General features: G+C 62.0%; 11 protein-coding genes. 5 read left to right on the top strand and 6 right to left on the bottom strand.

What is annotated here, in order from left to right; genetic code table 11:
- Positions 1-178: 178 nt before the first annotated feature.
- From hemL to NY023_RS24245, 3 genes are read right to left on the bottom strand one after another with little or no spacing between them, the layout of a single operon-like run.
- On the bottom strand, positions 179-1,462 hold the full coding sequence (hemL, locus tag NY023_RS24255) for a glutamate-1-semialdehyde 2,1-aminomutase (RefSeq protein WP_013974339.1): 1,284 nt from the start codon (positions 1,460-1,462) through the stop codon (positions 179-181).
- A 14-nt stretch (positions 1,463-1,476) separates the two neighbouring features.
- The gene (thiE, locus tag NY023_RS24250; protein WP_013974338.1) at positions 1,477-2,100 is read right to left on the bottom strand and encodes a thiamine phosphate synthase; all 624 of its coding nucleotides are present in this window, start codon (positions 2,098-2,100) and stop codon (positions 1,477-1,479) included.
- Between the two features lie 13 nt (positions 2,101-2,113).
- Entirely contained in the window at positions 2,114-2,911 is a 798-nt protein-coding gene (locus tag NY023_RS24245) for a hydroxymethylpyrimidine/phosphomethylpyrimidine kinase (protein WP_024087784.1), read from the bottom strand.
- Between the two features lie 265 nt (positions 2,912-3,176).
- Between NY023_RS24245 and NY023_RS24240 the strand changes: the two genes are divergently transcribed.
- Positions 3,177-5,165: a sensor histidine kinase gene (locus NY023_RS24240; protein ID WP_013974336.1), complete on the top strand. Its 1,989-nt coding sequence runs from the start codon at positions 3,177-3,179 to the stop codon at positions 5,163-5,165.
- A gap of 145 nt (positions 5,166-5,310) precedes the next feature.
- Here NY023_RS24240 and NY023_RS24235 read toward each other — a convergent pair whose 3' ends face one another.
- Positions 5,311-6,558: an IS256 family transposase gene (locus tag NY023_RS24235; RefSeq protein ID WP_013970710.1), complete on the bottom strand. Its 1,248-nt coding sequence runs from the start codon at positions 6,556-6,558 to the stop codon at positions 5,311-5,313.
- A 465-nt stretch (positions 6,559-7,023) separates the two neighbouring features.
- Between NY023_RS24235 and NY023_RS24230 the strand changes: the two genes are divergently transcribed.
- Entirely contained in the window at positions 7,024-7,284 is a 261-nt protein-coding gene (locus tag NY023_RS24230; RefSeq protein WP_003257593.1) for a DUF3077 domain-containing protein, read from the top strand.
- A gap of 591 nt (positions 7,285-7,875) precedes the next feature.
- On the opposite strand, the gene NY023_RS24225 is transcribed toward NY023_RS24230, so the two are convergent.
- Entirely contained in the window at positions 7,876-9,282 is a 1,407-nt protein-coding gene (locus NY023_RS24225) for a PAAR domain-containing protein (RefSeq protein ID WP_013974335.1), read from the bottom strand.
- Positions 9,283-9,536: 254 nt separating this feature from the next.
- Between NY023_RS24225 and NY023_RS24220 the strand changes: the two genes are divergently transcribed.
- The 3 genes from NY023_RS24220 to NY023_RS24210 all read left to right on the top strand — a co-directional run bounded on the left by NY023_RS24220 (position 9,537) and on the right by NY023_RS24210 (position 13,469).
- On the top strand, positions 9,537-11,189 hold the full coding sequence (locus NY023_RS24220) for an acyl-CoA dehydrogenase family protein (RefSeq protein ID WP_013974334.1): 1,653 nt from the start codon (positions 9,537-9,539) through the stop codon (positions 11,187-11,189).
- A 177-nt stretch (positions 11,190-11,366) separates the two neighbouring features.
- A complete protein-coding gene (gene amn / locus NY023_RS24215) occupies positions 11,367-12,830 on the top strand; it encodes an AMP nucleosidase (RefSeq protein ID WP_013974333.1) in 1,464 nt (487 codons plus the stop codon).
- A 6-nt stretch (positions 12,831-12,836) separates the two neighbouring features.
- Complete coding sequence (locus tag NY023_RS24210) at positions 12,837-13,469, top strand: pseudouridine synthase (RefSeq protein WP_013974332.1); 633 nt, start codon at positions 12,837-12,839, stop codon at positions 13,467-13,469.
- Between the two features lie 112 nt (positions 13,470-13,581).
- On the opposite strand, the gene NY023_RS24205 is transcribed toward NY023_RS24210, so the two are convergent.
- A complete protein-coding gene (locus tag NY023_RS24205) occupies positions 13,582-13,785 on the bottom strand; it encodes a DUF2788 domain-containing protein (protein WP_013974331.1) in 204 nt (67 codons plus the stop codon).
- Between the last annotated feature and the right edge of the window lie 6 nt (positions 13,786-13,791).

Raw genomic sequence — 13,791 nt, 5'->3', positions numbered from 1 at the left:
AAGTTTTACTCGAATTTCTGCTTGGTTGGGGAAGTCAGCTGATTGTGCATGGGTATTTGTTGCCTGTACCGGCCTCTTCGCGGGTAAACCCGCTCCCACAGGGACCGCACCGCTTTCACGGGGGCGCAGTCCCTGTGGGAGCGGGTTTACCCGCGAAGAGCCCGGTACAGGCTGAAAATTACTTCAGGGCTGCAAAAGCCTTTTCAGCCGCATCCAGGGTGATCTGCAGCTCCTTGTCCCCATGGGCGATGGAGGTAAAACCGGCCTCGAACGCGCTCGGCGCCAGGTACACGCCACCATCGAGCATCAGGTGGAAGAAGCGCTTGAAGCGCTCGGCATCGCTGGCCATCACGTCTTCGAAGGTGACGATGTCGTCGGCGCCGCTGAAGTACAGGCCGAACATTGCACCGGCCTGGGTGGTGACGAACGGCACGCCAGCGGCATCGGCGCGCTGTTGCAGGCCGTCGAGCATGCGGCTGGTGTAGTCGGTCAGCTCGGCGTGGAAGCCCGGGCGGCTGATCAGCTTCAGGGTGGTCAGGCCGGCGGCCATGGCCAGCGGGTTACCCGACAGGGTACCGGCCTGGTAGACCGGGCCGAGCGGGGCAATGCAGCCCATGATTTCACGCTTGCCGCCGAAGCAGCCGACCGGCATGCCGCCGCCGACGATCTTGCCGAAGGTCGACAGGTCCGGCTTGATGCCATAGTGGCCCTGGGCGCCGCCGAGCGAAACGCGGAAACCGGTCATCACTTCGTCGAAGATCAACACCACGCCGTGCTTGTCGCACTGCTCGCGCAGGCCTTCGAGGAAGCCTGGCGCCGGCGGTACGCAGTTCATGTTGCCGGCTACCGGCTCGACGATGATGCAGGCTACGGTCTGGCCGACTTCGGCCAGGGTCTTCTCGACGGCGGCGATGTCGTTGAACGGCAGGGTCAGGGTGTGTTTGGCGAAGTCCGCCGGCACGCCCGCCGAGCTCGGCACACCCTGGGTCAGCAGGCCGGAGCCTGCTTTTACCAGCAGGCTGTCGGAGTGGCCGTGGTAGCAGCCTTCGAACTTGATGATGGCGTCACGGCCGGTGTAGCCACGGGCCAGGCGGATGGCGCTCATGGTGGCTTCGGTGCCCGAGCTGACCATGCGCACCATCTCCATGGATGGCACCAGCGAGCAGACCAGGTCGGCCATCTCGGTTTCCATGGCGGTCGGGGCGCCATAGGACAGGCCGTGCTCCAGCTGCCTGCGTACCGAGTCCAGTACCTCCGGGTGGCCGTGGCCGAGGATCATCGGGCCCCAGGAGCCGACGTAGTCGACGTAGCGCTTGTCATCCTCGTCAACGACGTAGGCGCCTTCGGCATGCTTGAAGAACAGCGGCGTGCCGCCAACGCTCTTGAAAGCGCGGACCGGCGAGTTGACGCCACCGGGGATGTGCTTCTGGGCTTGGGCGAACAGGGCTTCGGAACGGGACATGGGGATCTCTCGAATCAGGATGCGAACAAGGCGTTGAAGGCGCGGGCGCGGCGGGTGACTTTCTGCGCGCTGTCGGCACCGAACAGGCCGTGGATCACCGCCAGCAGGTCGGCGCCATGGGCGACCAGCGGGGCGGCGTTGTCGAGGGTAATGCCGCCGATCACCGCGATCGGCAGTTTCACCTGGGCGCGGGCCTGCTCCAGCAATTCGATGTTGGCAGCGGGTGCACCCGGCTTGGTGACAGAATTGAAGAAGCGGCCAAAGGCCACGTAGCTGGCGCCTTCGCTGGCAGCCTGCGCGGCCAGCTCGAGGCTGGCGTGGCAGGTGGAGCCAATGATTGCCTGGCGTCCGAGCAATGCGCGGGCCGGGGTCAGCGGGCCGTCGGTCTGGCCCAGGTGCACGCCGACGCCCAGGCGCGCGGCCAGTTCGGCGTCGTCGTTGATGATCAGCTGAGTGCCGTAGCGCTCGCAGAGCTGCATCAGCCCTTCAGCTTCGCGCAGGCGGCGTGCCGCGTCGTCACTTTTGTCGCGGTACTGCAGCAGGCATACGCCGCCTTCCAGTGCCGCCTCGACATGGGACAGGAAACGGCCAGCGAGCAGCTGGCTGTCGGTGATGGCGTACAGACCGCGTAGCTTCATTGGAGGCCTCGTGTCAGGAGCAGAAATCCAGCGGCAGGCGGCGCGGCACGAACTGGCCCTTGCCCAGCTGTTCGGCGTCACGCAGGGTGCGCCAGGTGTAGTCCAGGGCGCTGCGGACGGCGCTTTCCAGCTGCTCGCCAAGGGCCAGGCGGCCGGCCAGGGCACTGGCCAGGGTGCAGCCCGAACCGTGGTAGCTGCCCGGCAGGCGCTGGCAGGTCCAGGTGTGGTGCTGGCCGTCGCGGCTGTACAGGCGGTTGTGAATTTCGTCTTCGTCGCCGTGACCGCCGGTAATCAGCAGGTGTCTACAGAACGGCAACAGTTTCTCGGCACACTCGTCGGCGGTGCCTTCGGGCAGTTCGGCAAGGATGCGGGCTTCGGGCAGGTTCGGCGTGGCGATGGTCGCCAGCGGCAGCAGGCGTTCGCGCAGGGCGTAGCCCACTTCGTCCTTGCCCAGGCGACCACCACCACCGGCACGCAGCACTGGGTCGCAGACCAGCGGCAGATGCGGGTGGGCCGCCAGCAGTTCGGCGACGGTGTCGACCATTTCGATCGAACCGAGCATGCCGAGTTTGACGGCGGCCACCGAGGAGTCGGCCAGCACGGCGTTGGCCTGGGCCAGCACCCACTCGCGGTCGAGCACGCGGAAGTCGGAAACGTTGACGGTATCCTGCACGGTCAGGGCGGTCACTGCGGGTGCGGCATGACAGCCTTGGGCGATCAGGGCTTCGATATCTGCCTGCAGGCCGGCGCCGCCACTGGGGTCGTGGCCGGAGAGACAGAGGACAACGGGGCGGGAGCTGTAGGTATTCATGGTCGGCGAGCTTACCACCAATCCTGTTTGGGCGGATCGTCCTACAAATGAGTTTTGTTGATCATAAGGTCAGATTTTTGCCGGTTTAATTTCTGAAAGCATTGATTTAGAGCCTTTTCTTTGTGATTGGATATGGTCGATTGCCAGGTTGCGAAGCTATGCTAGAGTGCTCGGATAACTCTACAAACGGGTTCTGCCGGATCGTGTCGTCTCAAACGGATGGGAGGCAACCGCGACTCGACTGGACAGGCCATGCTGGGGCTGTATGCGCTATTTGCTGATTGTGCTTCTGGGCTTGCTGCCCGCGCTGGCCGGGGCAGTCGATTTCGACGCAGCTACCCGGCATCTTCCGCTGGGCAAGGCCATGCAGGTTTATGAAGACCCCGATGGCAGTGCCAGCATCACCCAGGTCAGTGCCCCTGATTTCGCCAAGCATTTTCGCCCCCACCACAAAGACGTGTTGAACGCCGGTTATTCCACCTCGGTGTTCTGGCTCAAGGTCGAACTGCGCCCTGTAGCCGCGCCTGGCGCCGCCCCACGGCAATGGCTGCTGGAGTTGGCCTACCCACCGCTGGATCACCTCGAGCTCTACCTGCCCGACGGCAGCGGCAGTTACCGCCTGGCCCGGCGTACCGGCGACGCCTTGCCCTACCACAGCCGTCAAATACTGCAGAACAACTACCTGTTCGAACTGCAGCTGCAGCCTGGCCAGGTGACCACCGCCTACTTGCGTCTGCACAGCCAGGGCTCGGTGCAGGCGCCGCTGGCGCTGTGGTCCGCCCAGGCCTACATGGAGGAGCAGCCTACGCGCCTGTATGTGCTGGGGATAATCTATGGCGTGCTGCTGGTGATGCTGGTGTACAACCTGTTCATCTACCTCAGCGTGCGCGACGTCAGCTACCTCTATTACATCCTCTATATCGCCTCGTTCGGCTTTTACCAGGTGTCGGTTAATGGCGCCGGTGTGGCCTACTTCTGGCCGGACAGCCCGTGGTGGGCAAATGCCTCGACGCCGTTGTTCATCGGTTCCGCAGGCCTGTTCGGTTGCCAGTTCGCCCGGCATTTCCTGCAACTTGGCAGCATCAGCCGTGCTTTCGATCGGCTGCTGCAGTTGCTGATGCTGGGTGGCGCGCTGGTCATGGTGCTGGCGGTGACCATGCGCTACGGTGTCGCTTTGCGCATGGCCACGGTGCTGGCGTTGCTGTTTACCGTGAGCATCTTCGCTGCCGGGCTGTATGCCTGGTGGCGTGGCTTGCGCGTGGCACGCTGGTTCATCATCGCCTGGACTGCGTTCCTGCTCGGTGGGCTGGTCAACACCCTGATGGTGTTGGGCTACCTGCCGAACGTGTTCATCACCATGTATGCCAGCCAGCTGGGGTCGGCGCTTGAGGTGGCCTTGCTGTCGCTGGCGCTGGCTGACCGCATCAACAGCCTGCGCGAGCAGCAGGCGCAGACCTTGCGCGACACCGGGCGCACGCTGGAACAACTGAACCTGCAACTGGCCAGGAGCAACCGGCTGAAAGATGAATTCCTGGCCAGCGTGACCCATGAACTGCGCACACCGATGAATGGCGTGATCGGCTCGCTGGAGCTGATGCATACCCTGCCGATGGAGGCCGAGATGGCCCAGTACCACCGCACGGCGGTGGGCTCGGCCCAGGGCATGATGGATATGGTCGATGCCATCCTGACCCTGTCCGAACTGCAGGCCGGCCGCCTGCGCGCGCAGCCGGCGCCATTCAGCCTGCGTGACCTGCTGCAGGGCGTACGTGCCGGTTATGCCGGGCAGGCTTTGGGCAAAGGCTTGTACCTGAGCCTGGACATCCCGGCCGATGTGCCGGACGGGTTGCTGGGCGATGCTCAGAAGCTGGCCCGCTGCCTGGGGTGCCTGGTGGACAACGGTTTGAAGTTCACCCACCAGGGCGGGGTGATGATCCAGGTGCGCGGGCGCCGGGTGGGGCCTGACGACTTGGCGCTGACCTTCATGGTCAGCGACAGCGGTATCGGCTTCGATGATCTCGATCAGGCGACCCTGTACCAGCGCTTCTTCCAGGTGGATGGCTCGATGACCCGGCGTTACGGCGGGCTGGGGATTGGTTTGTCGATCTGCCGGCAGATGGGGGAATTGCTGGGGGCACGGTTGTCGCATGAGTCGACGCGGGGGTTGGGGAGCCGGTTCGAGTTGAGTTTGAACATGGCTATTGCGCAGGTGCAGATGGCATCGAATGTTCTGCAGACGCGACGGTTGCTTTAGAGGTTTTCGTTTCCGCAGGCTTTGTTGGGGCTGCTTTGCAGCCCTTCGCGGGCACGCCCGCTCCCACAGGTTTGGCGCTGAGTGGGACTGTCAGTTTTTTTGTGTTCGGGCCGGTAATGGCCTGCCGCCAGGCAGGCCCTGATTTTCACCAGGTTGGCCTGATGAACCGATCTCCGTACAGAATCGCAAATTGATTCATCGCGCTTTTCCAATCATGGGCCGGTTTTCCCCAATTGGCTGTTATGTTGCGCAATCCCAGCCAAATCAGTTTGGTCGCTGCGTCATCATTCGGGAAATGCCCGCGAGTCTTGATGACCTTGCGTAGTTGGGCGTTGATGCTCTCGATGGCGTTGGTAGTGTAAATCACCTTCCTGATGGCCGGAGGGAAGACGAAAAATGGAATCACTCGATCCCAGGCGCGTCTCCAGGCAGCCACCACCGTTGGATATTTCTCGCCCCACGGCCCGCTTTCAAATTCATCGAGTGCTTGCTCAGCCGCTTCAGCATTGATGGCTTGGTAAATCGGCTTCAGCTCCTTGGCCAGAGCCCGCCGCTTGTCCCAGGCCGCGAAGTCGAGGCTGTTGCGGATCAGGTGCACGATGCACGTCTGCAGCGTCGTCTCTGGAAACACGGCGCTGAGGGCCTCTGGCATGCCTTTGAGACCATCGGTCACGGCAATCAGCACATCTTCGACACCACGCGTCTTGAGATCGTTAAAGACCTTCATCCAGAACTTCGCACCCTCGGTGTTCTCGATCCAGATGCCCAAGATATCGCGCGTCCCGTCGGGTAGAACGCCCAGTGCCAGGTAAATGGCCTTGTTGCGCACCAGGCCTTCTTCGCGAATCTTCACCCGCAGCGCATCGAAGAAAATGACCGGGTACATCGGCTCCAGTGGTCGCTGTTGCCACGCGCCAATCTCCTCCATGACCTCATCTGTCACAGAGCTGATGAAATCGGGCGAAACGTCGGTTCCATACTGCTCGGACAGAAAGGCTCGGATCTCTCTGACCGTCATGCCTCGGGCGTACATGGCGATGATCTTGTCATCGAAGCCGGTGTACCGCCGCTCGTGCTTAGGGATCAGAATGGGTGCAAAGCTGCCGTCTCGATCTCGGGGAATTTCCAAACGAAGAGGGCCATCGCCGGTCAAAACCGTCTTGCCACTCTTACCGTTACGCTGGTTGGTTTCATCCTCTGGGCGCTGCGCGCCCGGCGGATAACCCAGGTGGTGGCCGAGCTCGGCATGCAGAGCTCGCTCAATCAGGGCCTTTTTGAACGCCGCAGAGGCATCCTCGATAGCTTCTGCGGTCATCAAACCCTCACCGAACTGCTCCAGCAGCTCTTTGGGGATTTTGGGCAGGTCACGCAGGGGTTTCTTTTTGGTTGGCATACATGCACCTCTTACTCATGTTATGCCCGAACACAAAATTTCTGACACCCTCCGCTGAGTTCGAGCAATGCGCGATCCCTGTGGGAGCGGGCATGCCCGCGAAGGGCCGCAAGCGGCCCCCAAGACATGCCCTGACCGCACCTGCACTCCTACAACAACGCCAGACTCTTCCTACGCTTCAGCACTGGCAACTCCATCCCCTGCGAAATACCCTACAACCTCTGTCGACACGCGTCTGATTGTTCCTGCAAATCCCGCGCTCTAGGCTTTTCCAGTCGCTGACGGTTCAGCGATCGGGTGTGGAAACCTGGCAAGACCTATGGTGCGTGTCGTTACGACAGCTGTACGCGGGAGGCCTTTGGGCCTACCGGGTTCGCACCATGCCTGGTTTTCCACCCCGTGTGCAGCTGTCACCCCTATGTGTGGAAACGGATGGGTGGCATATATCTCCATGGTGCCGAACTCATGAACGACGAAACCAAAACCACCCCTGGCGTTACCTACTTCTACCAAGGCGAAGGCCAAACCCATCCACTATTCCGCATTGCCGAGGGCATCCCCTGTCGCAGCGCCCGTGAGCAGGCCTCGGAGCTGATGGGCTATGCGCGGGACTTGTCGCTGACCGGTTTGATGGATGGCGACCAGCAAATGATGTGGGCTTCGCACTACTTCGCAGCAATGGCCAAGGCGCTGCTGGATGATGCCGAGCTGGGCTTGATGCGCTGATTCTTGTACTAGCTGTACCGGCCCTTTCGCGGGTGAACCCGCTCCCACAGGAGTTGTGCATAGACTGAAAGATGCGCTATCTCCGTGGAAGCGGGTCCCCCGCGGTGTGTCCTCAGGCAAGACCAGGCATCGCGGGTTACTGCATTAATGGTGCGTAAGCCGACAAAAAGCCTAAAAGAGCGGCGATGGGCATTCAGCAGATACGGGAGCTCTCATTTAATCAGTTTCATTAGGAAATATGTCGCTACCCAGGCAACACCAATGGTGTTTAGCGAGGATGCAATAAGTATTTTTCTTCTTAAATGCCTAGGGAATTGTAAGTGGTCTTTCTCATCCAATAGTCCGCTCCGAATGCTTGAGGCGGGGGATCCAATGGCACCCGCGATTACAGAAATAACTAGAATTCTGGAACCTATTCTTTTCTCTCCCCACATGCCGGTCGCAAATGGGAGGCACGCGCTCCGTTGGAGTGCTGAGGTCATTTCTTTATACTGGCGAGAGCATGCAATGTGAAGATCAGATGCAAGCCCGATTAAGGCGAGGCAGATAGGAGTGGCTAACAGGAATAGCCTTAGTTTGACGTCAAGATGATCAATCATCTCCAAAGACCTCGAAGACTAATTCGCCGAACTCCTCACCCGCTTCCATACCGCCGATGCTGCCGGCCAAAGCGCCTCCGCCAGTGATGACTATTCCGCATGCCACGGCGTAGGGCCCAACTCTCCAGCAAACCTTTGCAGAGATTTTGCCCGCAAATTTTCCTGCCAACCAGCCACCAGCTAAGCCACCGGAGAAATTGCCGGCCTCAGTAACGCTTACTTTTTTACAAGCATTTGTATTGCCCTCTTTGCACACCTCTGAAATTTTCAGAGCAGATCCGCCTCCACCAATAGCAATGCCAATACGTCCTCCGTTTTTTAAATATTTTGCCATCTTGGCCAGCTTGTCCAAATGTGTCGAGTAACCAGGGATGTGTGTCGCTCCCCCCGCTTTACTCCAGTGGTGCACCAAGCTTCTTGACGATATTCCTAAGTCCCGGCGCAAGCTTTCATAATTTCCTAGATTGAGGCGCTTGTTCAGGAGAGTCGCTTTCAGGTTTGTACTTAATTGCTTGAACAGTTTTTGACGTTCCGCAAAGAACTCCGGGTGTCTAAGATGTCCATGCTTAATGAATTGATCTTTATGCAAGTCTTCAATTTTTCGCAGTATGTCGTTGAGCTCATCCAGCGACTTGCCAATCATCGCCTCGCTCACACCCATCGTCAGACTCACATCGCTGAGCAGCCCGGCGATCTCGGCCTGATGGCGCATCATGAATTCGGCTTCCTCCGGCGTCAGTTCTGCCAACGCTTCCCGCGCCTGTTTCGCCGCACTCATTGCAGTCAGTTCTTCACGCGTGCACATCGGCCGCCGCAAACCGTCACCAATGACAAAGATCTCACCTGCCTTGAACCCACGTTCATACGTCGGGTTCAGTCTCTCCAGAATCGAACTCGGCAAATTGGCCTGCGGCGCGCCGAGCTCTGCTAAGACTTCCTGGTACGTCATGCAACGCGGAACGATGTAGAAGCCAGGTTCCATGCCTTGCGCAGCGGTCGAGGGCTGGAATGCCCCAAGTTGATAGCTGTTTCTTACCTGATTACTCGCTTGAGCCTGTGGCGGTGCCTCATGAACGGCCTCAGGTACAGGCGCCCTGCGCGGCGCTGGAGCTGAATGCCCACGCGCAATCAGGCGATTGCTGCCCAATGGGCACCCGCATTGCACCAGCGCTCCATCCAAAGCTGTAGGTATGCCGTCCTGCTGCCAGCGGGACTCGCCTTCGATGAGGGTGCCTTCTTGGCCGCAGAGAGGGCAGGGGGTGGTCTTGTCGCCTTTGAGCAGCCATTCGCTGCCGTGTACACGGCCCCTGGCCTGGCCGGCAATGCAGATGGCGCCAGTGGTGGTTTCGTCCCCGTCCAGGCCCTGGCCTCGGCCGAAGATGTTCATGCGCATGCTCATGGCTCGCCTCTTTTTAAAGTGGGAGCCAGGAACCTAGCAGCCTGTAGGCGGGTATTTTCAGGTAGGGGAGGTTTTAGGAAGGGTCCTACAATGGATAGGGATTTGGACTACAGCGCTTTTTGATGACGGTGCGGGAATCGGGTTAGGGCTGACATGCGCCCCCCACCACATGTTTAGTCATTAATGTCACTTTGACTGACCCGCGGGGAGTGCTTCACTGGGGCTCTCAAGCTACCCGGATCCAGGAGCCCTCGATGAACCTGCACCAGTACGCTGAAACCCACGAAGTCACCAACCAGCCACCGCCCCTCGACGGAGCCAACCTTTACCGCCTCGACCTGCCGCTACAGGAATGGTCGCGGCGTTTCGGTGCGGGTTGGGCCGAATCGCGGATCGATGCCTACGGTGCCCTGGCCGGTGGCCCGCTGATGCAGGCGGGCTTCCTGGCCAATGCGCACAAGCCGGAGTTCAGCAGCCACGACCGCTACGGCCATCGCATCGACCTGGTCGAATTCCACCCCGCCTACCACGAGCTGATGCGCACCGCCGTCGAGCACGGCCTGCCGTCGCTGCCATGGGCCGAACCCCGCGCAGGCGCCCATGTGGCGCGGGCTTCGATGACCTACCTGCACAGCCAGGCCGAGGCCGGTACCGGCTGCCCGCTGACCATGACCTTCGCCGCCGTGCCAGCGCTGCGGCTGCAACCCGAACTGGCCGAATACTGGCTGCCGAAAATCCTCGCCTGCGAGTACGACCCGCGTAACGTCGGCGACCGTCACAAGGCCGGTGTCACCCTGGGCATGGCCATGACCGAGAAGCAGGGTGGCACCGATGTACGCGCCAACACCACCCGGGCTTATCCGGTCGGCGCCGCGGGCCCGGGGCAGCCCTACGAGCTGATCGGCCACAAGTGGTTCTGCTCGGCGCCGATGTGCGATGCCTTCCTGACCCTGGCCCAGACCGAAAAAGGCCTGAGCTGCTTCCTGCTGCCGCGTCACCGTCCGGATGACAGCCGTAACCAGTTCTATATCCAGCGCCTGAAGAACAAGCTGGGCAACAGTTCCAACGCCTCCAGCGAGGTGGAGTTCCGCGGTGCCCTGGCGTGGATGGTCGGGGAAGAAGGGCGGGGCGTGCCGACCATCATCGAAATGGTGGCCATGACCCGCTTCGACTGCATGGTCGGCTCCAGCGCCTTGATGCGCCAGGCGCTGACCCAGGCGACCCACCATTGCGCGCACCGCAAGGTCGGCGGGCGGCTGCTGAGCGAGCAGCCGTTGATGCAGAACGTGCTGGCCGACCTGGCGTTGGAAAGCGAGGCCGCGCTGGCCCTGAGCCTGCGCATGGGGCAGGCGCTGGAGCAGCTGGAAGACCCGCAGCAGGCGCATTTCGCCCGGCTGGTCACGGCGGTGGGCAAGTACTGGATCTGCAAGCGCGCGCCGGCCATGATCAACGAGGCCGCCGAGTGCCTGGGCGGGGCGGGTTATGTGGAAGACAGCATCCTGCCACGGCTGTACCGCGAAGCGCCGGTCAACTCGACCTGGGAAGGTTCGGGCAATGTGCAATGCCTGGACGTACTGCGGGCCTTGTCCAAGGAGCCGGGCGTGCTCGATGCGCTGTTCGCCGAGCTGGGCGATGGGCACGGGGACCCGCGCCTGGCGGCGCACATCGGCAACCTCAAGGGGGCGTTTGCCGACACTGGCGACATGCAGTACCGCGCGCGGCAGCTGACCGAGGATATTGCCCTGGCGCTGCAGGCCAAGCTGCTGCTGGAGGCGGGCAATGCGGTGGTCAGTGATGCGTTTATCGACAGCCGCTTGACGGGGGGCGGGCGCGTGTACGGGGCGTTGCCGCGGGGTGTGGATGTGGAGGCATTGGTGGCCAGGGCTACGCCAGCCTGGGCGAACTGAGCTGGCTTCTTCGCGGGCCCGCCCGCTCCCACAGGTACTGCGTCGTACTTGAGGGCAGTGAAGATCCTGTGGGAGCGGGCGTGCCCGCGAATGGATGCAACACCGATCAATGGGGGTGTATTTAGCCAAGAAGGCAGGCAAGATGGTTCACATGCATGTCCAGACAGGAAGCACAGTGTGAGCCAAGCTTTTGTAGTCGTTGATACCCCCGAACAGGCCGTCGACCGTCTGGCGGCCCTGCATGACCAGGCCACCGGGGCCCTTAGCCAGGCCCTCAAGCGTTACCTGAAGGACCGTACCGAGCCGGGCGCCGAAGAGCGCGACCTGTTCCGCTACCCGGCGCTGCGCCTGACCTATTACAGCCATGGTGAAGTCGCCGCCACCACGCGGGCCTACGCCAAGGTTCAGGTGGCAGGTACCTACAGCGTCACCATCACCCAGCCGGCTGCTTTTCGTGGCTACCTGCTGGAGCAACTGCGCCCGCTGATGCACGACTACACCGTCACGGTAGAGGTCGGCGTCAGTGAACAGAACATCCCTTACCCCTACGTGGTCGACCAGGGCGACGAACTGGCCGGCAGCGGCATCACCGCCGCGCAGCTGGCGCGGGTGTTCCCCAGCACCGACCTGTCGGCTGCGACCGACAACATCGCCGACGGCCTGTATGACTGGGGCAGTGCCGAGACTCTGCCGCTGGCGCTGTTCGATGCCGCGCGGGTCGACTTCTCGCTGCGCCGCCTGGTGCACTACACCGGCAGCGACTGGCGCCATGTACAGCCGTGGATCCTGCTGACCAACTACCATCGCTATGTTGACCAGTTCATCAGCCACGGCCTCGACCAATTGCGTGACGACCCTCGCTTCGTGCGCATGGTCCTGCCAGGCAATGTGGTGATCGAAAAGGGCATGGACCACGGTGAAACCCAGGCCCTGGTGACCAGCGTGGTCTGGCACCGTTACCAGATGCCGGCTTATCACCTGATCGCCGCCGACGGCGACGGCGTCACGCTGGTCAACATCGGTGTCGGCCCGTCCAATGCCAAGAACATCACCGACCACCTGGCCGTGCTGCGCCCGCACTGCTGGCTGATGATCGGCCACTGCGGCGGCCTGCGGCAGTCGCAGACTATTGGCGATTATGTGCTGGCACACGCCTACATGCGCCGTGACGGTATTCTCGACCGGGTAGTGCCGCCGAACATTCCGATTCCGGCCCTGGCTGAGGTGCAGTTGGCCTTGCAGGAAGCCGCTGCGCAGGTCACCGGCGAGCGTGGTGAACAGCTGAAGAAGCGCCTGCGCACCGGCACTGTGCTGACCTACGACGACCGCAACTGGGAGCTGCGCTGGGCCCAGGAGCGGCCGCTGATCAACCTCTCGCGTGCCGTGGCGGTGGACATGGAAAGCGGTACGATTGCCGCCCAGGGTTACCGCTTGCGCGTGCCGTACGGCACCTTGCTGTGTGTGTCCGACAAGCCGCTGCACAGCGAGATCAAACTGCCGGGTTCGGCCAACGCCTTCTATAACCGGGCGGTCAGCCAGCATCTGAAGATCGGCATTGCCGCCCTCGACCTGCTGCGCACCGAGCTCAACTCGCTGCACTCGCGTAAACTGCGCAGCTTTGATGAGCCGCCGTTCCGCTGAGGATCCATGTCACTGCCACCCCGTTCCAAGCCGCGCCGCCCCCAGGCGCGGCCTGCCACCGGCCCGCGTCGCCAGCCCAAGGCGCCACCGGCCGAGCCGCGCCTGATCCTGTTCAACAAACCGTTCGACGTGCTGACCCAGTTCAGCGACGGCGACGGGCGCGCGACGCTCAAGGACTACATCGACATCCCCGGTGTGTACCCGGCCGGGCGGCTGGACCGCGATAGTGAAGGCCTGTTGCTGCTAACCAACGATGGCGGCCTGCAGGCGCGCATTGCCGACCCGAAGCACAAGCTGGCCAAGACTTATTGGGTTCAGGTGGAGGGGGAGCCGAGCGAGGAGCAGTTGCGGCGCTTGCGCGATGGCGTGGAACTGAACGATGGGCCGACCTTGCCGGCCGAGGCGCGGCGCCTGGACGAGCCGGCGCTGTGGCCGCGCAACCCGCCGGTGCGTTTTCGCAAGAGCGTGCCGACCAGCTGGCTGGAGCTGGTGATTCGCGAAGGGCGTAACCGCCAGGTGCGGCGGATGACGGCTGCGGTGGGGTTGCCGACCTTGCGCCTGGTGCGGGTGCGGATTGGCGACTGGGCGCTGGATGGGTTGGAGCAGGGGTGCTGGCGCGAAGTGGCCGCCAAGCTTTAGTCCAGTTCAAGGGCCATTCGCGGGCACGCCCGCTCCCACAGGTATAGTGCAGCCCTCAAGTGCAGCGCCAGACCTGTGGGAGCGGGCGTGCCCGCGAATGGCCTTGAATTTTCTACACCCCTTCGAGAAACCCCACCACCACGCTCTTGATGATAAAGGCCAACACCCCCAGCCCCAGCACGAAGAACAGGATCAGCGTCCCGAACCGCCCGGCCTTGGACTTTTTCGCCAGGTCCCAGACGATGAAACCCATGAAACCGATCAGCACGGTGACCAGGATGATCATCATCCACTCTTCGAATACGGCGGGATCCATCGGTGT

This window comes from Pseudomonas sp. NBB (assembly GCF_032701105.1).
Lineage (GTDB): Bacteria > Pseudomonadota > Gammaproteobacteria > Pseudomonadales > Pseudomonadaceae > Aquipseudomonas > Aquipseudomonas asiatica.
This window is presented reverse-complemented; position numbering and strand designations above follow the sequence as displayed.

Bases quoted from the DNA above. Each gene is read 5' to 3' on its own strand.
- NY023_RS24225 (WP_013974335.1), bottom strand. From the start codon at position 9,282: ATGAGCATGCGCATGAACATCTTCGGCCGAGGCCAGGGCCTGGACGGG.
- NY023_RS24240 (WP_013974336.1), top strand. From the start codon at position 3,177: ATGCGCTATTTGCTGATTGTGCTTCTGGGCTTGCTGCCCGCGCTGGCC.
- NY023_RS24220 (WP_013974334.1), top strand. From the start codon at position 9,537: ATGAACCTGCACCAGTACGCTGAAACCCACGAAGTCACCAACCAGCCA.
- thiE (WP_013974338.1), bottom strand. From the start codon at position 2,100: ATGAAGCTACGCGGTCTGTACGCCATCACCGACAGCCAGCTGCTCGCT.
- NY023_RS24245 (WP_024087784.1), bottom strand. From the start codon at position 2,911: ATGAATACCTACAGCTCCCGCCCCGTTGTCCTCTGTCTCTCCGGCCAC.
- NY023_RS24210 (WP_013974332.1), top strand. From the start codon at position 12,837: ATGTCACTGCCACCCCGTTCCAAGCCGCGCCGCCCCCAGGCGCGGCCT.
- NY023_RS24205 (WP_013974331.1), bottom strand. From the start codon at position 13,785: ATGGATCCCGCCGTATTCGAAGAGTGGATGATGATCATCCTGGTCACC.
- NY023_RS24235 (WP_013970710.1), bottom strand. From the start codon at position 6,558: ATGCCAACCAAAAAGAAACCCCTGCGTGACCTGCCCAAAATCCCCAAA.
- hemL (WP_013974339.1), bottom strand. From the start codon at position 1,462: ATGTCCCGTTCCGAAGCCCTGTTCGCCCAAGCCCAGAAGCACATCCCC.
- NY023_RS24230 (WP_003257593.1), top strand. From the start codon at position 7,024: ATGAACGACGAAACCAAAACCACCCCTGGCGTTACCTACTTCTACCAA.